Origin of the sequence: Streptomyces sp. NBC_00872, assembly GCF_045161915.1 — a bacterium.
Classification (GTDB): Bacteria; Actinomycetota; Actinomycetes; order Streptomycetales; family Streptomycetaceae; genus Streptomyces.
On record NZ_CP108806.1, the window covers coordinates 8,310,061 to 8,334,242 of the forward strand.

Consider the following 24,182-nt stretch of genomic DNA (forward strand, 5'->3'; position numbering starts at 1 on the left):
GGGCCGCCGGGCCCCGGGTTACGGGCGCCCGCCGAGCCCCCGGGTTACGGGCGGACGTGTGTGACCCGGGACCGGCCACCGGACCGGCCCCGGGGCCGGGTCAGCCCGCCAGGCCGTGGCGGTGGGCGTAGAGCGCCGCGCGCAGGCGGTCCGACTGGCCCGTCTTGCGCATCGCCTGGGTGAGGTGCTTTTTCACCGTCGCCTCCGCGAGGGCGAGTTCGCGGCCGATCTCCGCGTTGCTCAGACCCCGGGCGAGCTGCGCGAGCACCTGGCGCTCACGCCCCGTCAGCCCGCAGTGCTGCGGCAGCGGTTCGCCCGCGTGGCCCGCCAGACTGGCCGGATGGACCTGGACCGGCGGGGGCGCCGGCAGGAAGACCGTCGCCCCGGCCGCCGCCATCGACACCGTGCTGATGATCCGGTCCTCGGCCAGTTCGAGCGGGAAGCAGCCGCTCGCCCCGGCGAGCAGCATCCGGCTGGCCTCCGTGGTGCTCTCGGCCCGCCGCAGCAGCAGGATCCGCGCGCCCGGGTAGCCCTCGGGACCGCGCAGCCGGACCACCGCGGACAGATCGTCGCCCAGCGTGTCACCGCCGCCGAGCAGGATGACATCGGGGCGGATCCGGCGTACGGCCTCCAGCGCGCGGTCCGGGTTGCCCGAGCTGCCGACCACCGCCATGTCGGGCACCGGCCCCAGCACGCTGCGCAGTCCCGCGCACGCCACCGGATGACGCTCCACCAGGAACACCCGGGTGGGCAGCGTCTCGCGATGGGCGGCCTCCGCGCACAGCGGATGTCCGCAGGTGCAGCCCGCGGGCGGCGCATTCAGCCGGGGCGGGACCGCCGGGCCCGGTCTGCGGTCCTCCGATTCGGCGAGCATCTGATGGCCCGCGATCAGATCGAGCGGATTGTCGATCTCGCTGTGCAGTGCCTCGGGACCCGTCCGCCCGAGCAGCGCACGGGACGCCCGGCGCGCCGACTGCCGCCGGCCGCACCCGGCGCCCGGGTCCGCCTCGGTCAGGAGTTCCATGACGGGCCACCCCTCAGACGGAGGGAGACGGTCGTTCTGGGAGCACGTTCTCGGAAGTGGTATGGCATCGCGCTGCGTTCCCCTCGGATACGACGGTGACGCCGGAGTTCTCCGCGTATCCCTGGCCTGCCATCAGGTCGGCGGCGACCTGGGCTGAGGGATGGAAGGGGCCCGGCAGAGGAGGAGAGGGCGCCGCTGTTCGGGGAAGAGCCGAAGGTCAGCGCCGCACGAGGGCGCTACACAGCTCGTCGAAGCACCTGCGGTGCCATGAGCCGCCGATACCGACCAAGGTGAAGTCGGTGCGCGGAATAGCCATATTTACAGCCTAGTAAGGGGCTTGCTGTGGGTCAATATCGGCCAGGGCAGCACCGGTCACACTCACGCGTGTACCGGGTCCGCCGGATCCTATGACCCCGGGTATCAGCATGAACTGCTGCCTGGCTGACGGTGTTGACATCCCTCATTCTTCGACACGGCGGCCCGGTCCGGCCTCAACGGGCCTGACGGCCCCGTGCCGGTCCATCCCTCCGACCGAACCCCCGCGGCCGAGGGGCTCCGACGACCGTGGCCGCACCACGGCCGCACCGTGGCCGTTTCGCGCGAACGGACCTTCCGGACGGACACTGACGGCGGTTCCGCACCGGTCCCGGCGGCGGTGCCGTACCGGCCATCCCGGGACCGTGCCACCGAACCCGTGCCGCGCCGCCACCCCGATCTCCTGGAAGGACCGCTCATGTCTGGCCACCCACGCCCGCCCGCCACCGGCAGCCCCGGTGTCCTCGCCCGGCGGGCCGACGGGTGAGGCGCTTCCTGCTGCGCCGGCTGCTGCTGGCCGTGCCCACCCTGCTCGGGGTCACGGTCGTGGTCTTCCTGACGGTCGCCCTGATCCCCGGTGACCCGGTCGGCGCCCTGCTGGGGCCCGGTGCCCCGCCGGAGTCCCGGCGGGAACTGACGGAACGGCTCGGCCTCGGTGAGCCGGTGCCGGTCCAGTACGCCAACTGGCTCTGGCACGCCCTCCATCTCGACCTCGGTGTCTCCATCTCCGCCCAGCGCCCGGTGGCGGAAGTGCTGCTGCCCGCGCTCGGCCAGACCCTGCTGCTCACCGCCGTCTCTTTCGCGCTGGTCGTCACCGGAGGGACCGTGCTCGGCGCGCTCGGGGCCCTGCGCCCCCGCGGAGCGCTGGGACGGCTGTCCTCCGCGCTCAACACGCTCGCGGTGTCCGCTCCCCAGTACTCGGTGGCGCTGCTGCTGATCGCCGTCTTCGCCGTATGGCTGCGCTGGCTGCCCGCGGGCGGCACCCATGATGTCTTCGGCGGCGGTGGCCCGTTCGATGCCGTACGCCATCTCGTGCTGCCCGCGACCGCCGCCGCGCTCGTCCCCCTGGGCCTCACCGCCCGGGTGTTCCGTACCGCGCTCGGCTCCGTGCTCACCTCGGATCTCGCGGACAGCCTGCGGGCCCGTGGACTGAGCAGGACCGCCGTACTGCGGCACTGCGTCCACAACGCCTCTCCCGCCCTGCTCACCATCGGCGGGCTCCAGCTCGCCTATCTGCTGGAGGGGGTGGTCTTCGTGGAGACCCTCTTCGCCTGGCCCGGAGTCGGGCGGCTGCTGTACGACGCGCTCACCGCGCGGGACCTCCCGCTCGTCCAGGGCGGAGTGCTGCTGGTCGCGGTCGCGTTCGTCGGTATCAACATCCTGGTCGACGCGGCGCACGCGCTCATCGACCCCCGGGTCAGGAGCGCGCGATGACACCGATGACCGCGACGGCGCGGACAGCGCGGGGAACACAGAAGGCACAGAAGGAACAGCGGCCTGAGAAGGCGCGGGAGGCACGGAAGGCACGAAAGGCACGGAAGAAGACACGGCCGGGACGGTACGGGCCGGGGCTGCTCGTGCCCGCGGGGCTCGCCGCCGTCCTCCTGCTGCTGGCCGTCGCCGGGCCCTGGCTCGCTCCTCAGGACCCGGCCGCCGGATCCCTGGACGACCGGCTGCTCGGCCTCTGGACACCGGGCCATCCGCTGGGCACCGACACCCAGGGCCGCGACATGCTGAGCCGGCTGATCGTGGCCGTACGGCCGTCCCTGATCGGCGGGCTGCTGCCGGTGGCCGTCGCGGCCGTGGCGGGCACGCTGCTGGGCGCGGTCGCCGGTCTCGCCGGACGGGTCACCGAGCAGGTCCTCCTCCGTACGCTCGACGTGCTGTACGCGTTCCCCGGGGTACTGCTCGCCATCGCCGTCGCCTCCCTGCTGGAACCGGGACTGAGTACCACCGTGATCTCCCTGTCCTTCGTGCTCACCCCGGCGGTGGCCCGGGTCTCCTTCACCGAGGTGCGGCGCATCCGCACCGCCGAGTATCTGGAGGCGGCCCTGGTGAGCGGCGCGGGCAGGACCGCCGTGGTGCTCCGTCAGGTCGCCCCGGTCGTGGCCCCCGTCGTGCTGGTCTACTGCTCGTCGCTCGTCGGCCTGGCCATCGTCTACGCGGCCGGGCTCTCCTTCCTCGGACTGGGGGTGGCACCCCCCGATCCCGAATGGGGCGCGATGCTCGACGAATCACGGCCCGCCCTGCTGACCCATCCCGCCGTCGCGGTCCTGCCCGCCGTCACCATCCTGGCCGTCTCGGTGGTCTTCAACACCCTCGGCGACGCCCTGCGCGCCTGGACCGGCGACAGCCGGGCGCTGCGCCCGGAGGCCGTCCGATGAGCCTCTCCACGGCGAGCGCGCCGGCGCTCTCCGTCACAGAACTGAGCGTTCGCTACCCGGGACCGGCCGGTCCCGTCGTCGCCGTCGACCGTGTGACACTCACCGTCGAACCGGGCGGCGCGCTGGTCCTCGTCGGTGAATCGGGCAGCGGTAAGACCACCGTGGCCAGAACGGTCCTCGGACTGCCCGGCCACGGGGCCGAGGTCACCGGGCGCGTAGAGCTCGACGGTACCGATCTGCGCCCGCTGGACGAGCGCGCGCTGTCCCGGATACGCGGCCGGCGCATCGGATATGTGCCGCAGGACCCGACGGGCTCGCTGGACCCGCTGCGCCGGATCGGCCCCCAGCTCACCGAGGTACTGCTGCGCCACGGCATCGCCGCCGGGCGCGGGGCCGCCCGCGCGGCCGTGCCCGGTCTGCTCGAACGGGCCGGGATCGGCGAACCGGACCGGATCGCCCGGAGCTACCCCCACGAACTGTCCGGGGGACTGCGCCAGCGGGCGGCGATCGCCCTGGCCGTGTCCTGTGCCCCGGGGCTTCTGGTGGCCGACGAGCCCACCACCGCCCTGGACGCGGTGGTCCGGTCGCAGATCCTCGATCTGTTCGCGTCCCTGCGCGCCGTGCACGGGATCGCTCTGCTGATGGTCACCCACGACCTCACCGCGGCACGGCGGATCGGCGGCCGGGTCGCCGTCATGCGCGGCGGCCGGATCGTCGAGTCGGGGGAGGCGGACCAGGTGCTCTCCCGCCCACGGCACCCCTACGCGGCCGAACTGGTGGCCGCCGGGGCGGGAGCCGCCGCCGTGCCGGGAGAGGGAGACCGCCGATGACCGAGGCCCTGCTCTCCCTCACCGGAGTGACCAAGCACTACCCGGGCACCGCAGCGGCCAAGCGCGACACGGGCGGCAAGGGGGACGGCGCCAGGCCCGCCCTGGACCGGGTCTCGCTGACCGTCGCTCCGGGCGAGACGGTCGGACTGGTCGGCGAGTCCGGCTCGGGGAAGTCCACCCTCGCCCGGCTGAGCCTCGGTCTGCTCGCGCCGACGTCGGGCACCGTACGGTTCGCCGGGCACGATCCGTACCGGCTGCGCGGCCGGTCCGCCCGGCCCGTACGCGCCCGGCTGCAATTCGTACCGCAGCATCCGCGCGGCTCCCTGAACCCGGCCCTGCGGGCAGGTGAGGCGGTGGCCTTCGCCCTGCGGACCCAGGGCACACCTCGGCGCGAACGCCCCGACCGGACCGCCGAGCTGTTCCGTCAGGTCGGGCTCGATCCGGCGCTGGCGTCGCGCTATCCGCGAGAGCTGTCCGGGGGGCAGCTCCAGCGGGTGGCCGTGGCCCGCGCGCTGGCGACCGGCCCCGAGCTGGTGGTCTGCGACGAACCGACCTCGGCGCTCGATCTCCGGGTCCAGGCCCAGGTACTGGATCTGCTCGTCGAGCTCCAGGAGAGCCGGGGGCTCGCGTATCTCTTCATCTCCCACGATCTGGCCGTGGTCCGCCGGCTGGCCCACCGGGTGGTGGTGCTGAGGCGGGGCCGGGTGGTGGAGGAGGGCCCGGCAGCGGATCTCTGGGCGGCGCCCCGCCATCCGTACACCCGGGAGCTGCTCGCCGCCGCCGTCGAACCCTCCGCGCCGCTCTGACCGGCCCACGCCGATCACGCGCCGATCCGCCGACCCACGACCCCGCCGACCCACGACCCCGACCCACGGAATCCCGGACACAGAGGACCGATATGACGCACCGCCATCCTCACCTCCACCGCACCCGGGCGAGAACGGCCCTGTCCACCGGGGCCCTGCTCTCCGCCGGTGCCCTGCTGATCACCGTCTCCGGCTGCGCGCCCGGCTCCGGGTCCGGAAGCGGTACGGGAGCCTCCGGACGGGGCGGCACCCTGGTCATCGGCGCGACCGGAAAGCTGCCGAACACCGACACCGTGATCGGCGGCGCCGGGTTCGAGGGCAAGCGGCTGGTCAGCTTCCAGCTCTACGAGGGCCTCACCCGCTACGACCTGTCCACCACGGACGGGCCGCCGCCCGTCACCGGCGCGCTCGCCACCTCCTGGAAGGTCGCGGCCGACCGGAAGACCTGGACCTTCACCCTGCGCAAGGGCGTGACCTTCCAGGACGGCACACCGTTCGACGCCGACGCGGTCGTCTTCAATCTCGACCGCTATCTCGACAAGAAGAGCGAGTACTACACCGACGCCCTGGGCGCCGCGGCCGGCGAGTACGCGGGCGGGATCACCGCCTACCGCGAACTCGGCGCCGACCGGATCGAGTTGGTCACCAAGGAGCCCAACGGCCACTTCCCCGAGGACCTCGCCCATGTACTGATCGCCAGCCCGGCCGCGGTCCGCGCCACCGGTTCGGCCGACTTCTCCCGGCATCCCGTCGGGACCGGTCCGTTCGCCTTCAAGTCCCAGAAGCCCGGCGAGCAGATCGAACTGGTCGCCAACAAGACCTACTGGCGGGGCGCCCCCAAGCTCGACAAGCTGATCGTCAAGGCGCTGCCGGACGCCGCCGCCCGTACCGCCGCGCTGCGCTCGGGCTCCGTCAACTGGATCGAGTACCCCAACCCGGACGACATCGAGAGCCTGGAGGCCGACGGGGTGAAGGTGGTCACCAACAGCTACGACCACCTCTGGTACTGGATCCTCGACACGGAGAAGGGTCCCTGGAAGGACGTCAGGGTCCGGCAGGCGGCCAACTACGCCATCAACCGCGAGGCGATCGCGGAGAAACTGCTGCACGGCACCGCCGACCCGGCCTACCAGGCCGCCCCCCGGGCGACGCTCGCGTACGACAAGTCCGGCGACACCTACTCCTACGACCCGGCGAAGGCCAAGGGGCTGCTCGCGGACGCCGGATACGCGGACGGGTTCAGCACCTCCGTGACCGTTCCCACCGGGGGATCGGGCAATCTGCTGCCGGTGCCGATCGCCGAGGCGCTGCAACGGGATCTGGCCGCCGTGGGCATCGAGGTGGAGCTCCGTACCACCGACTGGTCGACGCTGATCGGCGCGGAGGCGAAGGGCGAGGTGGCGCTCGGCTCCGACGCCATCGCCCAGTCCACCACGCTCTTCCAGTCCGAGGCGCTGCTCCCGCTGTTCATCGGCAGCGGGAGCCCGTTCTGGACCGGCCACTACAGCGATCCCCAGGTGGACGCGCTGCTCGCCTCGGCGGCCGGCTCACCCGATCAGGACAGGCGGCAGGCCGACTACCGGCGGGCCCTCGCCGAGGTGACCGAGGACGCGCCCTGGCTTTTCGTCGTCAACGACCGCAATCCGCGGGCACTCGCACCCACCGTCCACGGACTGGTGCAGCCGCAGTCCTGGTTCCTGGACCTCACCACGGTACGGGTCGGCAAGTAACCCTGTACGGCACGGCAAGCAACCCCCCCCCGTACGGCATGAAAGGACGGCCGGTTCCATGACCGCCGAGCAGCCACTCCACCAGCAGCCACCCCACCACCATCCCGTCGTGGCCCCGCCGGCCAAGTGGGGCATCACCCTGCCCCTGCCGGGACTGACCATCGACCGGCACCGCTTCCTGGTGGAGCGGCTGCCCGACCTCGGCTACACGGACGTGTGGAGCGCGGAGGGCGGCGGCACCGACGCGTTCACCCCGCTGGCGGCGACCGCCGCGTGGTCACCGTCCCTGCGGATCGCGACCGGGATCGTACCGGTGCACACCCGTGGGCCGGCCGTCCTCGCCCAGACCGCCGCGACCCTGGCCCAACTCGCCCCCGGGCGGCTGCTGCTGGGGCTCGGCGCCTCGGTGCCCGCCCATGTCACCGACATCAACGGCATCCCGTTCGACGAACCCTTCAAACGCACCCGGGACGTTCTGCGGTTCGTCACCCGGGCGCTGCGCGGGGAACATATCGCCGGGGACTTCGACACCTTCTCCATCACCGGCTACCGGCTGCCGCATCCGCCGGCGGAACCGGTCAAGGTGATCCTCGGGGCGCTCAGGCCCGGCATGCTGAGACTGGGATTCACCGAGGGCGACGGGGCCATCTCCAATCTGCTCTTCCCCGAGGACGTCCCGAAGGTGCTGGACGCGGTCGGTCCGCAGCCGCCCGGCAAGGAACTGGTGGTGAAGGTGTTCGTGTGTCCAACCGAGGACACCGATTACGCGCATCGCGCCACCCGGCCGTTCCTCGCGTGGATCCTCAACCGCGAGCCGTACCGGAAGTTCCACGAGTGGCTCGGCCACGGTGACCTGCTGCGCGCGTCGCACGAGGCGTGGGCGGCGGGAGACCCCGAGACGGCGCAGAAGGCGCTCCCGGACGAGGTGGTCGACGGGCTGTTCATCAGCGGCTCGCCCGAGGAGTGCCGTGAGCGCATCCTGCGTTACAGTCGGCCGGGTGTGACCACGATTCAGCTCTATGTGTCGCTGCCGCCCGAGGTGTTCGTGAGCAGGGCCAGGCTGCTGGACACGCTGGCCCGGCTGGGCCCGGTCGGTCGCTGAGCCCCGGGCGCCTCGCGCCCTGGACGCTTCCGGCGAGATGGGGGAGGAACTCGTATGGAACTCGATCTGCGGGGTGGTGTAAGGGCCGCCCCGGTCCTTGGTGGTACTCCGCGTGAGAGGCAGGCGCTGCGCTTCGCACCGGACCCGCCGGAGCGCGACGCCGACCCGGACCATGTGGCGCGTGCCGCCCGGGAGAACGAGGAGGACGGACTCGACAGCGCCCTGGTGACCCAGTCGAGCTCCTGGCCGGATCCCTGGCTGGTGGCCGCCTGGGCGCTGGCGGCCACCAGCAGGTTACGGATAGCCGTGGCGCACCGGGCCGGTACGACGGCCCCCACCGCCGCGGCCCGCGCGCTCGCCACGCTGGACCGGCTCTCGGGCGGGCGGGCCTCGGCCCATGTGATCGTCGGATCCAGCGACGCGGATGTCGCCCGGGACGGCGACGGCCTGGCGAAGACGGAGCGCTACCGGCGGGCGAGGGAGTATCTGGAGCTGTTCTCAAGGACTCTGACGGAGCGTCAGCGATTCGATTTCGAGGGCGAGTTCTACTCGGTGCGGGACGCGGGATCCGGTCTCTGGCCGCGGCCGCGCGCCGAACTGCTCTCCTTCGGCGGCTCGTCACCCGAGGGCGTGGAACTCGCCGCGCGGTTCGCCGAGGTGTACGCGGTCGCCCCCGGCCCGCTGTCGGTGACCCGCAGACGGATCGCCGGGGCGAAGGCGGCGGCGGCAGCGCACGGCCGGTCCCTGCGGATCTGGCGTCACATCACACTGGTGCTGGCCGCGACGGACGAGGAGGCGGCGGAGCGGGCGCGGTCCATCGGCCGGGACGCCATCCGGCTGACGACGGGCCCGGACGGCGCCCGCTGGCAGCGGGCGGTCCAGTTGGACAGGGACCTGGAACGCGGCCGCTCGGATCCCCGCCGGGGAGCGGAGCAGGTGACCGCGTATGTCCGCCGCTCACTCGCCGCCGCGTTCATCGGTTCACCGCAGAGCGTGGCGGAGCGCATCGGCTGGCTGCGGGCCGCCGGGGTGGACATCGTCCAGCTGGACATGGCCGTTGAGACGGACGAGGACCGCGATCTGCGCCGGGACCTGGTGGCACGCCTGCGCAGCGAGTACACCCCGGCCCCGGCCCGGTCGGCCCCCTACTACCGTCGCGGCTGGTGACCCGGGGGCGGCACTCAGGACACGGCACGCGGCGCTCGGCCGGTGCCCCCGGGTATACGCGTGATACGCGTGCACGCGTCGTATCCCCGGCCGTCGCCGAGCCGGCGTATCCCTGACCGATCACCGACGGTACGACCCCGCACGCGGGGCTGCCGGGCCCCCGGGCCGACCGGGGGCCCAGCAGTACCCCTCTCAGCTCCGGCCACCGACCCGTAGCGCTCTAGCCTGGAAGCATGAGCGACTTCTCCAGCGGTGCCGGGGGCAATACGGAACTGCGGGAGTTCCTGCGCTCCCGGCGGGCCAGGATCACCCCCGAGGAGGCCGGGCTCTCCCCGCAGCCCGGTACCCGCCGGGTGCCGGGGCTGCGCCGGGAGGAGGTCGCCCAGCTCGCCGGGGTGAGCGTCGACTACTACGTACGTCTGGAACGCGGGCGTACGACGAACGTCTCCGAGAGCGTGCTCGACGCCGTCGCCCGCGCGCTGCGGCTGGACGACACGGAGCGCGGCCATCTCTACGCCGTGGCCAGGCCCACCCGCGCACGCCGCCGTCCGCTGCCGCCGCAGCGGGTACGGCCGGGGCTGTACCGGGTGCTGGAGACCGTCGGCGACGCCCCGGCGATGGTCCTCGGCCGCCGTATGGACGTCCTGGCCACCAACCGGCTGGCGCGGGCCCTGTTCACCGACTTCGACGCGCTGCCGCACCGGGAGCGGAACATGGTCCGCTACCTGTTCCTCGACGAGAGCGCCCGCGAGCTCTACATCGACTGGGAGTCCTCGGCCCGGGGCGCCGTCGCGAGCCTGCATCTGTACGCCGGACGCCATCCCGACGATCCCCTCCTCGCCGAGCTGATCGGTGAACTCTCCCTGCGGGACCAGGACTTCCGCCGCTGGTGGGCCGACCATGACGTCCTGCGCCGTACCCATGGCACCAAGCGCTACCACCACCCCGTGGTCGGCGATCTCGATCTGGAGTACGAGGCCCTGACCCCCGCCGCCGACCCCGAGCAGACACTCGGCCTCCACACCGCGGAACCCGGCTCACCCTCCGAGCAGGCCCTCCGGCTGCTCGCGAGCTGGACGGCGCCCGAGGGGCACGTACAGCGGAGGGACGTACAGCAGAGGGACGTACCGGAGAGGGACGGGCGGGAGCGGCCCCACCGCTGAGCGCGCTGTCCGGGGAGGACCTGCTGTCCGGGAGGACCTACTGCGAGGCCGACAGCTCGCAGAGCGCCGTGCGGTTCGGCTGGTCGGTCTTGGTGATCAGGCTGGCGATGTGCTTCTCGACCGTGCGCGGCGAGATGTAGAGACGGGTGGCGATGGCCTTGTTGCTCAGCCGCTCCGCCAGGAGCTGGAAGACCTCGTACTCCCTGACCGTGACCCCCCGGGTACGCAGAGAGGCGGGGATCCGGTTGCTGCCGGCCCGCTGCTGACGGACCGGGGCGCCGATCTGGCGCAGCAGCGCGCGACAGGCGCCCGCGACCGCCGGTATCGAGGCCTGCTGGAAGTGGTGCTCCGCCTCGCGCAGCCAGGCCTCCGGCTCGCCCCAGCCGTCGGCGTGGGCCGCCTCCGCGACCAGGCGGAGCCCGAGATGGAGCGCGTTGGGATGGGCGGCGGCGGTCTCCCGCGCCTCCTGGGCGGCCTCCGTCGCCGCCGAGGGTTCTCCCTCCCGGCCGAGGAGCACGGCGTCGGCGAGCAGGACGAAGTGACGGTTCCAGCGCATCTGCGCGGCCGAGGCGCGCGCCACCTCACGGAACCGCTCCCGGCCGGCCGTCCCGGCCAGTACGTCCAGCAGCAGCCCGACGCCATGGCGGCCGTCCAGATGGAAGGTGGTCGGATTCTCCGCCGTCAGGGTGCGCACCTCGGCCAGCTCCCGGACGGCCCGGGGCCGGTCCTCCTCCAGCAGCGCGCAGAACACTCCGGCGAGACCGAGGAGCAGCGGTTCCTCCTGGGAGCCGGTGCCGCCCATACGCCGGAACTCGGCCACGGTCCGGTCCATCGCCGCGCGGTCGCCCTGGTGCGCGGCGAGTGCCGCTCTGGCCATCAGCACATAGCGGGCCACCGGTGTCAGCCTCAGCCGGGTCGCCATGGTCAGGCACTCCTCGCTGAGCTCCCGTGCCACGGCGAATTCGCCGAGCAGCACGCTGTTGAGGACGAGGATCCCGTCGATCGAGTAGACGACCGGGACGGCGCCGAGCCGCTGGGCCTCCTCCCTGGCCTCGGCCAGCGTCCTGGTGTCCCCCGCGGACAGCCAGTGGATACCGCCGAGACGGGTGAGCGCGTACATCCGCTGGAGCGGCAGACCGTGCCGGTCGGCCGTCTCCAGCACCTGTTGCAGACAGGCCGAGGCCTCGCTCAGATCCCGCTCCCTGGCCAGTACACCGAGCAGCTCCCAGGCCTGGCAGGCGACCAGGGGCAGATCGTGCCGCTCCGCCGCGTCGATCGCCCGGCTGACCAGCTTTCCCGCGCGCTGGATACGGTTCGGTCCCGGTGTGTCGAGGGTGAGATGCGCCGCCACCACGTCGATCTGCGCGGCGTACACCTCGTCCGGCTCCGGGCCGAGGAGTGAACGGGCCCTGGCGATCTGGTCGTTGCCGTCGGCCCACCGGCCCGCCACATGCGCGACCTGGGCCAGCCGGGTGTGCAGGGCCGCGAGCCGGGCGGCGCCGAGTCCGCCGCCGACCAGTTCCCGCAGACTGTCCGCGAGGCTCAGCGCCCTCTCCACATCGCCGGTCTCGGCGAGGGCGGGCAGCAGTGCCTCCAGCGCCTCCGCGCGGGCCAGTGTGTCGGGGCCCGTGGCGAGCAGCCGCTCGGCCCGGTCGAGCAGCGCCACCGCGGAGCCGACCGCGCCGTCCGCCAGCGCGCGGCGCCCCGCCTCGGCGAAGAGCCGTCCGGCACGCGGCGCGTCCCCGGCGTCCGAGCGCAGCGACGCGACCAGCGGGCACCAGTCGCCCTCAAGACCGGGGTGCAGCGTCTCGACCGCGTCCGCCGCGCGCTCGCAGAGACCGGCCCGGCCGGTGGGTGTGAGCTGGGTCAGCAGGGCCTCCGCGGTCAGCGGATGGCGGAACGCGTACCAGTCGGGCGCGGGCTCGTCGGGTACGACCAGCTGCGCGGCCACCCCGGCGTGGAGATGACTGAGCAGGCTCCGGTCGTCGGTGCCGGTCATCCGCTGGAGCACCGACAGCGGGAACCGCCGTCCCAGCACGGCCGCGGCGGACATCAGCATCCGCCCCTCGGTGCCCAGCCGGTCCGTACGGTGGATGACGCCCTGGACCAGGGCGCTCGGTACGGTACGGCGCAGATCGCCGGTCAGCCGCCAGTCCTCGCCGTCCCGTACCAGCGAGCCGTCGCCGATGATCCCCTGGAGCAGTTCCTCGGCGAGGAAGGGATTGCCGGCGCTGTCGCGCCAGACCAGCTCCAGCACATCGGCGGGTATCCGCTCGGGAGTGGCGTCCAGGCACGAGGCGATCAGCCGGGTGACATCGGGTCTGGACAGCGGCGGCAGCCGGAGCAGGGTCCCCGTCCCGCGCCGCTCCGCGGAGTTCGCCAGCCCCAGCGCGTCGCTCGGTTCGGCCCGGACGGTCGCCAGCAGCACGACCGGCAACTGCTCCAGATTGTCGATCAGATACTCCACGACGGCGAGGGTCTCGGTGTCGGCGTCATGGAGATCCTCCAGGATCAGCACGCTGCCGCTGCCCCCGCCGACGGCCACGAGCAGCCGCAGCACCGCCTCGCCGAGCACGACCATCGAGCTCTGGTCCGGCTGGGTGTCGCCCCGCCAGTCCGGTATGAGCCGGCCGAGCACCGCCCGGTAGGGACCGAGCGCCGCCTTGTCCAGCGGCTCACCGCCCCGGGACAGCGGCATCAGCGCCTCGGTGAGCGGGCGGAGCGGCACCATCGGACCGATGGTGCCGCTCCGCCCGCGCAGAACCCGCATGGTGGCGCCGAGAGCCGCGCCCGTCGCCTCGGCGACCAGCCGGGACTTCCCGATTCCCCCCTCGCCGACGAGGAACAAGGCGCGGCCGTGTCCTTGCCGGCTGCCGAGCAACGACTCCTCGATGAGGGCGAGTTCACTGTCACGACCCACGACTTCGGCTGCACGCGCATGCATGGGTAGGGATGGTAGCGGTCGGACCGGTTCCGCCAGAGACGTCTCAGAGGACCGGATTCCGTCACGGAGTCCGTCAGCCGGGGCTGGAGACGGTGGTGTGGACCGCGCTCAGGGTGATCACGATGCCGCTGCCGAGGGTCAGCCCGGCCAGGATCCGGACGCGGGCGCAGGCCAGGTTCCTGCGGGCCAGGCTGATGGTGTCGGCCGGCTCCGGGGAGTGCGCGGGCGCTGCGGCGCCGGTGTCCTCGGCGGGGTGCCGGGTGTCCTGCGGTGACGTGGTCATGATGGTGGATCCCTTCTGTGGCATGAGGACGGTGCGAGTGGTCACTGAGCCGTTCTGGTGGCGGATCACACGGCCGGGGTGTCGTTGCCCGACGTGGCGGGGAGCGGGGACGGTGTGGGGTCGAGCAGCAGCACCGACGGCACGTGGTCGGCGAACCCCAGGCGGAGCAGGGCGTATCCGATGCCGGACAGCCCGGTGAGCAGACCGGGGGAGTGGACCCGGCCGGGAGTGCCGCACAGATGGCCCCCGTACTGGAAGGCGCCCACGGTGAGTCCCGCGCGGCGCGCCAGGGCCGTTCTGGCGTCCGGATGGCCCCGCGCGGCGAGCACGGCGAGCGGTTCGACCGTGCCGAGATCGCCATGACAGAGGCTGTGGTCGGTGAGCGGCACCTGCGCGCCGAGCACACGCACCGCCGCGTCGAGACGGGCCGAGTCCTTCTCCTCGAAGGATGTCTCCGTGAGGGAAGCGTCCGCGAAGGAGGTTTCGGTGGCGGTGGCGGTGGCCGCTCCCGTACGGCCTGCCGTTCCCGCGGCGCCTCCCGCCGCGGGCCGGCCGAGACGGTCGGCCGCCGCGAGGACCGCGCCCGAGAGCCCCGAGCACCAGCTCAGATCCTCCGGGGCGTCCTCGGTGGCGTTCCGCTCAGCGGCGGCGAGCGCGGAGTCCAGCAGCCGACGCCCCGCCTCGGCGTACGGCCGGCGGTCACGGTCACCGTCGGCGTCGTCGGCGGCGGCGTAGCGCAGCAGGGACCAGCCGATCCCCGCGTCGCCGAAGGCGAATCCGGGGGTGCCCACACCACGGCGCCCATGGTCCGTGTGCGAGAGCAGCAGCTCCGCGATCCGGTCCGCGTGGGCGGCGGCCTCCGGCGTCCCGCGTTCCTCGCGTACGGCGAGCAGGGCGGCCAGCGCACCCGCGAGACCGGTCGAGACATCGAGGGACACCTCGGCGCCGGGGGTGTCGTCGACCGACAGGGCGAGCGCGGCCACGGCGGTCCGCAGCGTGGCGCCCGTCTCCCCGCCGCCCGTTCCCGGCTCGTACGTTCGCCGCTCGTACGTTTCCTGGCCCTCGGCCTCGCTCCCGCCCTTGCCTTCGCTGTCGTCCTCGCCGAGCAGAGTGGTCAGCCGGGCGACGGCGTAACAGATTCCGCCGAGACCGTGGAACGCGCCCGGTCCCACCGTCCTGCTGAGTCCGGGGTCCGAGGCGAGCGCGGCGACCAGCGCGGACACCGGGGCGAGCGCCTTCCGCGCCAGATCGGTGTAGCGGGACGAGCCGGTCAGCCGGCCGAGCTGGGCGAGGAACAGCGACACTCCGCAGTACCCCTGCGCCAGGCTCGCGCCCATCGGCAGTACGGCCCAGTGGGCGTCGTCGACCAGCTCCAGACCGATCCAGTTGGCCCGCCCCCGGTCGTGGCCCCGGTCCCGTGCCTGGTCGTGGCCCTGGTCCTGACCCCGGTCCGGCCCTCCGTGTCCGGACCGGGGATCCGCGGGGCCCGGCCCGTGCACGGCTCGGGCCACGATCTCGTCGGCGATCCCGGACGCGGCGGCGAGGAGTACCGACGGCTCCGGCACGGCGGCGGGTGTGGTCCTCGCCGGCGCCCCGGCCGGTCTGTGCCGGCTGCCCGACGACGGCCCGGCGGTGGCCAGCGAGGCGGAGATGATCCACTCCTGGTCGTGCCGGTCGACCTCGCCCATCGCCCCGATCTTCTCCAGGGCGGCGGCGATGCCCGAGGTGTCCAGCACACCGGAGATCCTGGTGCCCCGGGACGTCCACACCTCGGAACCCGTCGGCCGGTGGAAGAAGACCGGAATGTCCCCGCACCACAGATCGGCTATCTCGTCCTCGATCACCCGCTGTCCGGCCGGGTCGTCCGACGACTCCGCCCACAGCAGGGACAGCAGCGCGTCCCTGTCCAGCGCGTCGCGCAGGACGTCCGGATGGAACGACTCCTTCAGCAGCGTCGCGTAGAGCTGGGTCGGCCGTACGACCAGCCGGCCGGGCCCGGCCGCGCCCTCGCGTGCCAACGGCCCGTCCGGGGCGCGCAGTTCGTCCCGGTGGGCGACGATCGCGTCGTAGCCCGCGCGGAAGCCGCCGAGCAGAGCGGCTCCGTACTCGCCCGCCGCGACGTCCTTGCCCGCCAGCAGCGGCCGGTTGCGGCCACCGGTGAACGGGACGGGACGGCGCACCAGGCGCATCGTGTCCGTGCCCGCGCCCTCCCAGGCGATCTCCGCGTGCGGGCCGCTGTCGTCCGGCGCCCCGCCCACGGCCGAGATGTCGACGGCGCCCAGTTCGCCGACCATGAGCTGGGGCAGCAGACAGGTCCGGTGCACCGAGGCGGCGAGCGCGGCCGAGGCCGGGTCGGGTCCGGCGGTCATCGGCTCGGCCAGCGTGGCGTGCAGCAGTGTCTCGACATCCACCAGCACCGGCTGGTCCCCGTGCGCCACAAGGTTGTCGTAGTGCAGATCGGAACCCTCGACCGCGTACACCAGGGCCAGGAGCGCGCCCTGGCGCCGGTAGAACCGGTGGATGTCCGCGACGGACGAGCAGGAGAGATGACCGATGTACTGGAGCCAGCCGTAGCCGTCCCGCGCGACCGTCGCGGCGGTCCGCAGGCCGAGCCCCGGCACCTTGCCGTTGAGCCACTCCACCATCCGGTCGAGGAAGGCGTACTGGCTGAGCGGGCGCGGCTTGTAGACCACGGTGGAGCCGTCCGCGAAGCGCAGGAGGGCCACCGACCGGCCACGCTCATGGGTGTCCCCGAGCCCCAGGTCCAGGGCCAGCAGAGGTCCGGGGTCGGATCCGTCCAGCAGCTCCGCGACGATCGTCGTACGGTCGGCGGCGAACCGGGTCAGCAGCTCCGCGACGGCGTCGGCGGCGAACTGGCAGGTCTGGGCGAGCAGCCGGGCGAGCACCGGATAGCCGGCGAAGAGCCGGGCCAGTCCCCGGGCGCCGCCCGTCCGCCGCAGGAAGTCGGCGAAGCGGTCTTCGGGGCGGGTGCCCGTCAGCAGTCCCGCCGTACGCGCGGCGGCGAGTTCGGCGGCGAGCGTACGGGCGGCCCGGCGGGCGAGCTGCTGCCCGAGCCGGTCCGCGAACCCCTCCGTCAGCGCGGCGGTGTCGGCCACGGCGCGGTCCAGGGGGCCGCGCTTCCCGGTCATCGCGTGGACCGCCGTGTCGACGAGCGGACGGAAGAGCGGGACGAACACGTCGGAGCCCTCGGCGCCGGCCGCGTCCCGCGTACGGGACGTGCCTTCCGCGCGGGACGTGTCCTCCGTGTCCTCCGTGTCCTCCGCGTCCTCCGCTCGGTACGGTCCCTCCGCGTGGGGTGCGTCCACGTCGGGTGCGTCCGTGCGCGGTGTGTCCGTGTGCGGTGCGTCCGGCGCCGCGGCGAGGGCCTTCTCGATGAACAGTGCCCAGTCCGGCTCGTCCGCCCGTGCGCCCAGCCGCTCCGCCGATTCCCCCGCGAGGGCGGCGGCCAGGTCCGGGCCGATCCCCAGGACACTCAGCCGTGTGCTCCAGCACGCCTGCTCCAGTTCCGACAGCGCACGGTGCCCGCCCGTCAGGGCACGGTGCCCGTCCGTCCCGCCGGGTCCGGCGGGGACGGGAGCGTGCGGCAGGGCCAGCCGCTCGCGCAGCGTCAGGCCGTACGCCCACCAGCGGCGGGGGAGTCCCGGGGCGGCGGCGGAGATGGGGGCGGAGGAGGTCACATCGGCAACCCTGACAGAACCGCACCCGGGCGGCATGGGGGCGGATCCCCTATATTCCGCGCCGCGGCTACCCACTCTCCGCCCCGCTTCCCCCACCCGCCGCGCCAGGCCAGGGAACGGGCCGCTCACCGGTCCGCGGCCGGGCGGCTCCCGTACCCCCGGGCCGGGGCCGGGCGCGTACGGACCGTCCCCCGGCCACGCCGGGTGACGTGCCGGTCGGGGCGCCTTTCCGGGGCAGTGTCCCGGCATTCCCGTAAATGCGGGGGACCGCCACCGATGTGACGGGCCGCCGCCCGCGCCGAAGCTACGTTTCGAGCCACCCACCGTACGGAGACGAGGAGTACCCCATGGGTGAACCGATGCCTGTCAGTGTGGTCGCACTGGACCCGGTGCTGGAGGCGGGCGCCAGGAGCGCCCTGCACAGCAGTCCGGATGTCGCCCTGGTGCTGTCGCGGGAAGCGGCCCAGGTGACCGTTCTGATGGTGGACCAGGTGGCCCACCAGACGATGGACATGGTCCGGGCCGTCCGAAGCGAGCCGCACCGGCCCGAAGTGGTGCTGGTGGCCACCGATCTCACCCCGGCCGAGGCCCTGCACGCCATCGCCGCGGGCGCCCGTGGACTGCTGCGCCGCCGTGAGGCGAGCGCCGACCGTCTGGTGCGTACCGTCCTCACCGCCGCCGGCGGCGACAGCACGGTGCCGCCCGATCTTCTCGACCGGCTGCTGGAGCAGAGCGCCGACGCGTCCGGCGGGAGACCCGCCCGTCCGCATATCGCGGGCTGGGGTCTCGACGACCGGGAACGCGCAGTGCTGCGGCTGGTCGCGGACGGGCGTGAGACGGGGGAGATCGCCAAGGAGCTGAGCTACTCGACCCGGACCGTGACGACGGTGATGCGTGACATCACCCAGCGGTTCCGGCTCCGCAACCGCGCCCACGCGGTGGCCTACGCGCTGCGGGCGGGTCTGCTGTGAGCGCCCCCACGGTGGCCGCCGCGCCGCCGGCCGCCGAACTGCGCCTGCTCCTGAGGGGCATACCGGCACCCGGCCTTCCGGTGCCCGTACCGCCACCGGACCACCGGGACCGGCTCCGCGTCTATCTCTGCGCGCCGGGTCCCGCCCTGGGCGAACCGGTCGCCGCGGCACTGCGCCGGGCCGGGATCGAGCGCGCCACGGCGCCCTCGCCGGAGACGGTCCTGGTGGCCGCCGCGCGCACGGTCGACGAGGCGCTCGACGCGGGCCCGGCCCTGGACCGCCACGCGGCACACCGCCGTCTGCTGGTCGTCGCCGACACCTTCACGGCCGCCGGTGTGCTGCGTGGCGTACGGGCCGGGGCCGTGGCCATGCTCCAGTCGTCGGAGACGACCCCGGCCCGGCTGGCGGCCGGGGTGCGCTCCGCGTACCACGGCGAGGGCCGGCTGCCGTCCGGCGTGCTGGTACGGCTGCTCAGCGGCGGTGGCGCCGAGCAGTACCCGCCCGAACCGGGGGATCCCGTCGTCGTACCACCCCTGACCGAGCGTCAGACACGGGTGCTCGCGCTGGTGGCGGAAGGGCACGGCAACGCGGCCATCGCCCGGAGTCTCGCCTGCTCGCAGCACACGGTGAAGAACGTCATCTACGACCTGATGGCCCGGCTCCAGGTACGCACCAGGGCCCACGCGGTGGCGTACGGCGTCCGCACCGGTCTGATCTGAGCCGGTCCGCTCCGGCGGGCCGGCCGGCCGGGTCCCGCGGACCGGCCGTCCGGCGGTGCGTTGGGCCGGTGCGTTCGGCGGTGTGCCCGGCAGTGTGTCCGGCGGTGTGCCCGGCAGTGTGTCCGGCGGTGCGTCTCGCGCAGCCGAGCGTGCCCGCTCCGCGCCCTCGGCGCACAGAGACATAAGCGCAGCAAGCCCGGCGGCGGACCGCTGCCGCTCCTTCCCTGTTGCCGTGCCCGGCGCGGCAAGCAAGCTCTCGCTGTGCCACCACGGCCATGACGGACGTGGCAGACACCCCGACCCATGGAGGCAGCCGGTGGACCACGCTGACAGCCGCTCAGCCGACGGCACCCGGACCACATCCCGGACCACATCGTTCTCGCAGCAGCGGCTGTGGTTCCTCGACCAGCTCCGGCCCGGCTCCGCGGACCATCTCCTCCCGCTGGCCCTCCGGCTCCGCGGCGAGCTGGACATCCCCGCCCTCACCGGCGCCTTCGCCGATGTCGTCCGCCGCCACGAGATACTGCGCACCCGCTATCTCCCCGCCGACGGGGAGCCCGTGCCCGAGGTCGTCGCCGAGACGGCGGTCCCGCTCGGCCGCGTCGATCTCACCGAGGTCCCCGACGAGGACCGGGAGGAGCGGCTCCGCTCGCTCGTCGAGGGTGAACTGCGCCGCCCGCTGGACCTGTCGGCCGCGCCCGCGCTGCGGCTCACCCTGGCCCGCATGGCACCCGGCGACCATCTCCTCCTGGTGGTGGTGCACCACATCGCCTTCGACTTCACCTCCTGGGGCGTTCTCACCGGGGAACTCGCCGCGTACTACCGGGAGCGCACCTCCGGCGAGCCCGCCGCGCTGCCGGAACCTCCCTTCCAGTACGCCGACTTCGCGGCCCGCCAGCGCGAACAGCTCTCCGGGCCGAGCCTGTCCGGCCGGACCGACTACTGGCGCGCCCGGCTCGACGGCCTCGCGCCGCTGGAGCTGCCCACCGACCGCCCCCGTCCCGAGGTCTGGCGGGGCGACGCCGAGATCACCCGGTTCCGGCTCCCCGCCGAACTGGTGAGCGCGGTCGACGCGTTCGCCCGGTCCCGGCGCGCCACCCGGTTCATGGTGCTGCTCGCGGCCTTCCAGGCGCTGCTCGGCCGGTACACGGGCCAGACCGATCTCGCCGTCGGCACCCCGGTCGCCGGGCGGGGCGGGCCCGGACTCCAGCGGCTGATCGGGCTCTTCGTCAACACGGTGGTGCTCCGCACCGATCTGTCGGGACGCCCGACGTTCGGCGAGCTGGTGCGCCGGGTGCGGGACACCACGCTCGCGGACTTCTCCCACGCCGACGCCCCGTTCGAGCACATCGTCGCCGAACTCACCCCGGAACGCGATCTGTCCCGCAACCCCCTCTTCCAGGTCTCCTTCCTGCTGCTCGGGGGCGAGGCGGAGCGGCCCGAACTGCCCGGTCTGGAGACGGAGCTGGTCTCCACCCCCGCCGGCGGCACCCCCTTCGACCTGGTGCTGGATCTCATCGGAAGCCCCGAGGGACATCTCTCCGGACGGATGCAGTACGCCACCGCGCTCTTCGACGCCGATACGATGCGGCATCTCGCCGACGGCTACGAGGAGTTGCTGCGCGGTCTTCTCGCCGCTCCCGACGCGCCACTGGCCGAGACCACCCGGAGCATCTCCCCGCTGCCCGCCAAGGAGCGGCGCCGGCTGCTCGCGCAGGGCGCGGGGGACGTACGGCCCGTACCGGAACTGACCATGGCGGGACTGTTCGAGCGCCGGGCCGCGGCCACGCCCGACGCGCCCGCCGTGCGCGCGGCGGACGCCGAGCTGACCTACGCCGCGCTCGACGCACGGGCCAACCGGCTCGCGCATCTGCTCAGGGAGCTGGGCGCCGGTCCCGGCACTCCCGTCGGTGTCCATCTCGCGCGGGGCGCCGGACTCGTCGTGGCGCTGCTCGCCGTCTTCAAGGCGGGCGCGGTGTACCAGCCGCTCGACCCCCTGCACCCGGACGCGCGGCTGGCCCGGCTCATCGCCGACACCGGCGCCCCGCTGGTGATCACCGAGCAGGCGCTCGCCGGCCGGCTGGCCGGCACGGGCGTACGGACCGTGCTGCTGGACGGGGACCGGGACCGTCAGGAGATCGACGCCCGGCCCGCCACGCGCCCCGCCCGGCCGGCCAGGCCGCACGAGCAGGCGTACATCTTCCATACCTCGGGCTCCACCGGGACGCCCAAGGGCGTCATGATCCCGCACCGCGCGCTGACCAACTTCCTGCTGTCGCTGCCGCACCGGCTCGCCCTGGGGCCAGGGATGCCGGTCATGGCCGTGACCACCCTCTCCTTCGACCCGTCCCTGCTGGAGCTGTGCCTGCCGCTGATCACCGGCGCGCAGATGGTGATGGCGGACCCGGAGCAGGCCAGGGACCCGCAGCGGCTGATCGCTCTGATGGACTCCGTACGCCCCGCCGTGCTCCAGGCCACCCCCGTCGTCCTGCGGATGCTGACCGACACCGGCTGGGCGCCGCCGCCCGCGCTGACCGTGCTCTCCGGCGGCGAGAAGATCCTCCCCGGCCTCGTCCGGTCACTCACCGCGCGCGGCGCCCGCGTCTGGGATCTGTACGGGCCGACGGAGACCACCGTATGGGCGACCATGGCGCGGCTCGGCCCCGGCGAACGGGTACGGGACTGGGCCGCCCTGGACAACTGCACCGTACGGCTCCTCGACGAGCGCCTGGAGCCGGTGCCGGCCGGCGAGACGGGTCAGATCCATATCGGCGGCGCGTCCGTCGGATGGGGCTATCACGACCGGCCGGAGCAGACGGCGGAGGTGTTCCTGCCCGACCCCCACGCCACCGGGCCCGGCGGGCGGCTCTACGCCACCGGGGACCTGGGGCGGCTGCGGCCCGACGGATCACTGGAGATCCTCGGCCGCGCCGACCACCAGGTGAAGATCCACGGCCACCGGATGGAACCCGGTGAGATCGAGGCCGCCCTGCTGTCCCTCACCGCGATCCGCGCGGCCGTCGTCCACCCGACCCCGGACGCCTCCGGCGAACCGCGGCTCACCGCCTATCTGGTCATCCGCGACGGCCATCCGGTCCCCGGCCACGACGAGCTGCGCGAGCGGCTGCTGACGGCCCTGCCCGACTACATGGTCCCGGCGTCCTTCATGGTCCTCGACGAACTGCCCACCACCGTCACCGGAAAGACCGACCGCAAGGCACTTCCCCTGCCTGACGCGCCGTCACCCACGGTGCCTGACACGGAACGTGGGCATCTGGCGCCGCGCACCCCCGAGGAGAAGACCATCGCCGATGTCTGGCGGACGGTCCTCGGGACGCCGGAGGTCGGCGCCCACGACGACTTCTTCCGGCTCGGCGGGCACTCCCTGCTCGCCACCCGGGTCTCCGTACGGCTGCGGGGTGAGCTGGGTATCGACGTCCCCGTGCGGGCCCTGTTCGACCACACGACCGTCGCCGCCCTCGCCGCCGCCCTGGACGGCTACCCCCGGGTACCGGCCGGCCGTACCGCGCCGGTGCTCACCGCCCGGCGCAGGGCGGGCCGCTGACCGACCCCACGACCCGCCGCCGGACACACCCTGGGGGCCGGCCGCACCATCCGAAGCCGAGAGGACCCACATGACGACCACCGTCCCCCTCCACCAGCCACTCGACCACACCGACCGTCCCGTATCCCCCGACATCTCCGTCTTCGAGGACCTGGAGTCGGAGGTCCGGCTGTACTGCCGCACCTTCCCCGTGGTCTTCTCGCGGGCCAAGGGAGCCGAACTGCACACCGAGGACGGCCGTACCTTCATCGACTTCTTCTGCGGTGCGGGCAGTCTGAACTACGGACACAACAACGACTTCATCAAGCGCCGGCTGACCGACTACCTCGCCTCCGACGGCATCATGCACGGCCTGGACATGCACACCGTCGCCAAGCGCGAGTTCCTGGCCCGCTTCGCCGAGCTCGTCCTGCGCCCGCGCGGCCTCGACTACAAGGTGCAGTTCGCGGGGCCCACCGGCACCGACGCCGTGGAGGCCGCGCTCAAACTGGCCCGCAAGGCGACCGGACGCACCGGACTCATCGCCTTCTCCGGCGCGTACCACGGTATGTCCCGGGGTTCCCTCGCGGTGACCGGCAGCCGCCGCGCCCGCCGGGCCGGCGGGGTCAGCGGCCAGGACGTGACCTTCGTACCGTACGAGGACGGGCCCCTCGGCCCGTTCGACTCCATCGGCTTCATCGAGCGGCTGCTCGCGGACCCGTCGTCCGGTACGGACCTGCCCGCCGCGGTGATCGTCGAGCCGACGCAGATGGAGGGCGGTGTCTACCCGGCGAGCCGGGAGTGGCTGCGGCGGCTGCGCGCGCTCACCGAGCGCCACGGCATTCTGCTGATCCTGGACGAGATCCAGGCGGGCTGCGGCCGTACCGGCACGTTCTTCGGCTTCGAGGACGCCGGGATCGTCCCCGACATCGTGACCGTCTCCAAGTCCATCGGCGGCTACGGGCTTCCGCTCTCGCTGACCCTCTTCCGGCGCGAACTCGATGTGTGGGAGCCCGGTGAGCACACCGGTACGTTCCGCGGCAACCAGCTCGCCTTCGTCGCCGCGACCGCCGGCTGCGAGCTGTGGCAGCACGGCTCGTTCCGGGCGGGCGTGACCCGCGCGACCCGGCGCCTGGGCCGGTTCCGCGCCGAACTCACCGCGCTCGACCCGGCCTTGGCCGTACGCGGCCGGGGCATGGTGCTCGGGATCGACACCAGGGGCGCGGGAGGTTCCGAGCGGGCCCGCTCCGCGCAGCGGTACGCCTTCGAGCACGGCCTCATCGTCGAGCTGTGCGGACGCCATGACGAGGTCATCAAGGTCATGCCCCCGCTGACCATCGACGCCGACCGGCTCGACCTCGGTCTGGCGGTGCTGCACGAAGGGCTGCGCGTGCGCTGAGGCGGAACGGCGGTCTTACTCACCGCTGTACGGCACCCGCCGCGCCCCTGCCGCCCACCGTGAAACCGCCGCCCGCCGCGCCCTCGTCACGTACCGGCCCCCG

Annotated in this window: 16 protein-coding genes; 12 read left to right on the forward strand and 4 right to left on the reverse strand. The window is 73.4% G+C overall.

From position 1 onward, the window contains the following. Positions 1-100: 100 nt before the first annotated feature. The gene (locus tag OG214_RS35465) at positions 101-1,024 is read right to left on the reverse strand and encodes a response regulator transcription factor (protein ID WP_405987079.1); all 924 of its coding nucleotides are present in this window, start codon (positions 1,022-1,024) and stop codon (positions 101-103) included. A 798-nt stretch (positions 1,025-1,822) separates the two neighbouring features. On the opposite strand from OG214_RS35465, the gene OG214_RS35470 reads away from it, so the two are divergent. The 8 genes from OG214_RS35470 (at position 1,823) to OG214_RS35505 (ending at position 10,521) form a co-directional block, all read left to right on the forward strand. Continuing rightward, entirely contained in the window at positions 1,823-2,773 is a 951-nt protein-coding gene (locus OG214_RS35470; RefSeq protein ID WP_363083942.1) for an ABC transporter permease, read from the forward strand. Then, the gene (locus OG214_RS35475; protein ID WP_405987080.1) at positions 2,770-3,723 is read left to right on the forward strand and encodes an ABC transporter permease; all 954 of its coding nucleotides are present in this window, start codon (positions 2,770-2,772) and stop codon (positions 3,721-3,723) included. The genes OG214_RS35470 and OG214_RS35475 overlap by 4 nt, the downstream gene beginning before the upstream one ends. Further along, on the forward strand, positions 3,720-4,553 hold the full coding sequence (locus tag OG214_RS35480; RefSeq protein ID WP_405987081.1) for an ABC transporter ATP-binding protein: 834 nt from the start codon (positions 3,720-3,722) through the stop codon (positions 4,551-4,553). Before OG214_RS35475 ends, OG214_RS35480 begins: the two co-directional genes overlap by 4 nt. Continuing rightward, positions 4,550-5,359 (forward strand): ATP-binding cassette domain-containing protein, encoded by an 810-nt coding sequence (locus OG214_RS35485; protein WP_405987082.1) that lies wholly within the window; start codon positions 4,550-4,552, stop codon positions 5,357-5,359. Before OG214_RS35480 ends, OG214_RS35485 begins: the two co-directional genes overlap by 4 nt. A 92-nt stretch (positions 5,360-5,451) precedes the next feature. Continuing rightward, on the forward strand, positions 5,452-7,089 hold the full coding sequence (locus tag OG214_RS35490; protein ID WP_405987083.1) for an ABC transporter substrate-binding protein: 1,638 nt from the start codon (positions 5,452-5,454) through the stop codon (positions 7,087-7,089). A 58-nt stretch (positions 7,090-7,147) separates the two neighbouring features. Next, on the forward strand, positions 7,148-8,191 hold the full coding sequence (locus OG214_RS35495; protein WP_363083937.1) for an LLM class F420-dependent oxidoreductase: 1,044 nt from the start codon (positions 7,148-7,150) through the stop codon (positions 8,189-8,191). 54 nt (positions 8,192-8,245) lie between these two features. Beyond that, positions 8,246-9,358 carry an LLM class flavin-dependent oxidoreductase gene (locus OG214_RS35500; protein ID WP_405987084.1) on the forward strand — a complete coding sequence of 371 codons (1,113 nt, stop codon included), beginning with the start codon at positions 8,246-8,248 and terminating at the stop codon, positions 9,356-9,358. Between the two features lie 233 nt (positions 9,359-9,591). Further along, positions 9,592-10,521 (forward strand): helix-turn-helix transcriptional regulator, encoded by a 930-nt coding sequence (locus OG214_RS35505; protein ID WP_405987085.1) that lies wholly within the window; start codon positions 9,592-9,594, stop codon positions 10,519-10,521. 37 nt (positions 10,522-10,558) lie between these two features. Here OG214_RS35505 and OG214_RS35510 read toward each other — a convergent pair whose 3' ends face one another. The 3 genes from OG214_RS35510 to OG214_RS35520 form a co-directional block, all read right to left on the reverse strand. Continuing rightward, positions 10,559-13,465, reverse strand: a complete 2,907-nt coding sequence (locus tag OG214_RS35510; RefSeq protein WP_405987086.1) for a helix-turn-helix transcriptional regulator — start codon at positions 13,463-13,465, stop codon at positions 10,559-10,561. Between the two features lie 73 nt (positions 13,466-13,538). Beyond that, positions 13,539-13,748: a hypothetical protein gene (locus OG214_RS35515; protein ID WP_405987087.1), complete on the reverse strand. Its 210-nt coding sequence runs from the start codon at positions 13,746-13,748 to the stop codon at positions 13,539-13,541. 65 nt (positions 13,749-13,813) lie between these two features. Further along, the gene (locus OG214_RS35520) at positions 13,814-17,446 is read right to left on the reverse strand and encodes a type 2 lanthipeptide synthetase LanM family protein (RefSeq protein ID WP_405987088.1); all 3,633 of its coding nucleotides are present in this window, start codon (positions 17,444-17,446) and stop codon (positions 13,814-13,816) included. Between the two features lie 347 nt (positions 17,447-17,793). Here OG214_RS35520 and OG214_RS35525 point away from each other — a divergent pair, with 347 nt between their 5' ends. The 4 genes from OG214_RS35525 (at position 17,794) to ectB (ending at position 24,079) form a co-directional block, all read left to right on the forward strand. Further along, positions 17,794-18,417, forward strand: coding sequence for a response regulator transcription factor (locus OG214_RS35525; RefSeq protein WP_363084094.1), 624 nt, complete (start codon positions 17,794-17,796; stop codon positions 18,415-18,417). Beyond that, positions 18,414-19,136 (forward strand): response regulator transcription factor, encoded by a 723-nt coding sequence (locus OG214_RS35530; protein ID WP_405987089.1) that lies wholly within the window; start codon positions 18,414-18,416, stop codon positions 19,134-19,136. Before OG214_RS35525 ends, OG214_RS35530 begins: the two co-directional genes overlap by 4 nt. A 316-nt stretch (positions 19,137-19,452) precedes the next feature. Next, complete coding sequence (locus tag OG214_RS35535; protein WP_405987090.1) at positions 19,453-22,701, forward strand: non-ribosomal peptide synthetase; 3,249 nt, start codon at positions 19,453-19,455, stop codon at positions 22,699-22,701. A gap of 70 nt (positions 22,702-22,771) precedes the next feature. After that, positions 22,772-24,079: a diaminobutyrate--2-oxoglutarate transaminase gene (gene ectB, locus OG214_RS35540; protein WP_365905950.1), complete on the forward strand. Its 1,308-nt coding sequence runs from the start codon at positions 22,772-22,774 to the stop codon at positions 24,077-24,079. Positions 24,080-24,182: the final 103 nt, after the last annotated feature.

Excerpts from the sequence above, each read along its gene's own strand:
- OG214_RS35465 (WP_405987079.1), bottom strand. The coding sequence starts at position 1,024 with ATGGAACTCCTGACCGAGGCGGACCCGGGCGCCGGGTGCGGCCGGCGG.
- OG214_RS35475 (WP_405987080.1), top strand. The coding sequence starts at position 2,770 with ATGACACCGATGACCGCGACGGCGCGGACAGCGCGGGGAACACAGAAG.
- OG214_RS35480 (WP_405987081.1), top strand. The coding sequence starts at position 3,720 with ATGAGCCTCTCCACGGCGAGCGCGCCGGCGCTCTCCGTCACAGAACTG.
- OG214_RS35485 (WP_405987082.1), top strand. The coding sequence starts at position 4,550 with ATGACCGAGGCCCTGCTCTCCCTCACCGGAGTGACCAAGCACTACCCG.
- OG214_RS35490 (WP_405987083.1), top strand. The coding sequence starts at position 5,452 with ATGACGCACCGCCATCCTCACCTCCACCGCACCCGGGCGAGAACGGCC.
- OG214_RS35495 (WP_363083937.1), top strand. The coding sequence starts at position 7,148 with ATGACCGCCGAGCAGCCACTCCACCAGCAGCCACCCCACCACCATCCC.
- OG214_RS35500 (WP_405987084.1), top strand. The coding sequence starts at position 8,246 with ATGGAACTCGATCTGCGGGGTGGTGTAAGGGCCGCCCCGGTCCTTGGT.
- OG214_RS35505 (WP_405987085.1), top strand. The coding sequence starts at position 9,592 with ATGAGCGACTTCTCCAGCGGTGCCGGGGGCAATACGGAACTGCGGGAG.
- OG214_RS35510 (WP_405987086.1), bottom strand. The coding sequence starts at position 13,465 with ATGCATGCGCGTGCAGCCGAAGTCGTGGGTCGTGACAGTGAACTCGCC.
- OG214_RS35515 (WP_405987087.1), bottom strand. The coding sequence starts at position 13,748 with ATGACCACGTCACCGCAGGACACCCGGCACCCCGCCGAGGACACCGGC.
- OG214_RS35525 (WP_363084094.1), top strand. The coding sequence starts at position 17,794 with ATGGGTGAACCGATGCCTGTCAGTGTGGTCGCACTGGACCCGGTGCTG.
- ectB (WP_365905950.1), top strand. The coding sequence starts at position 22,772 with ATGACGACCACCGTCCCCCTCCACCAGCCACTCGACCACACCGACCGT.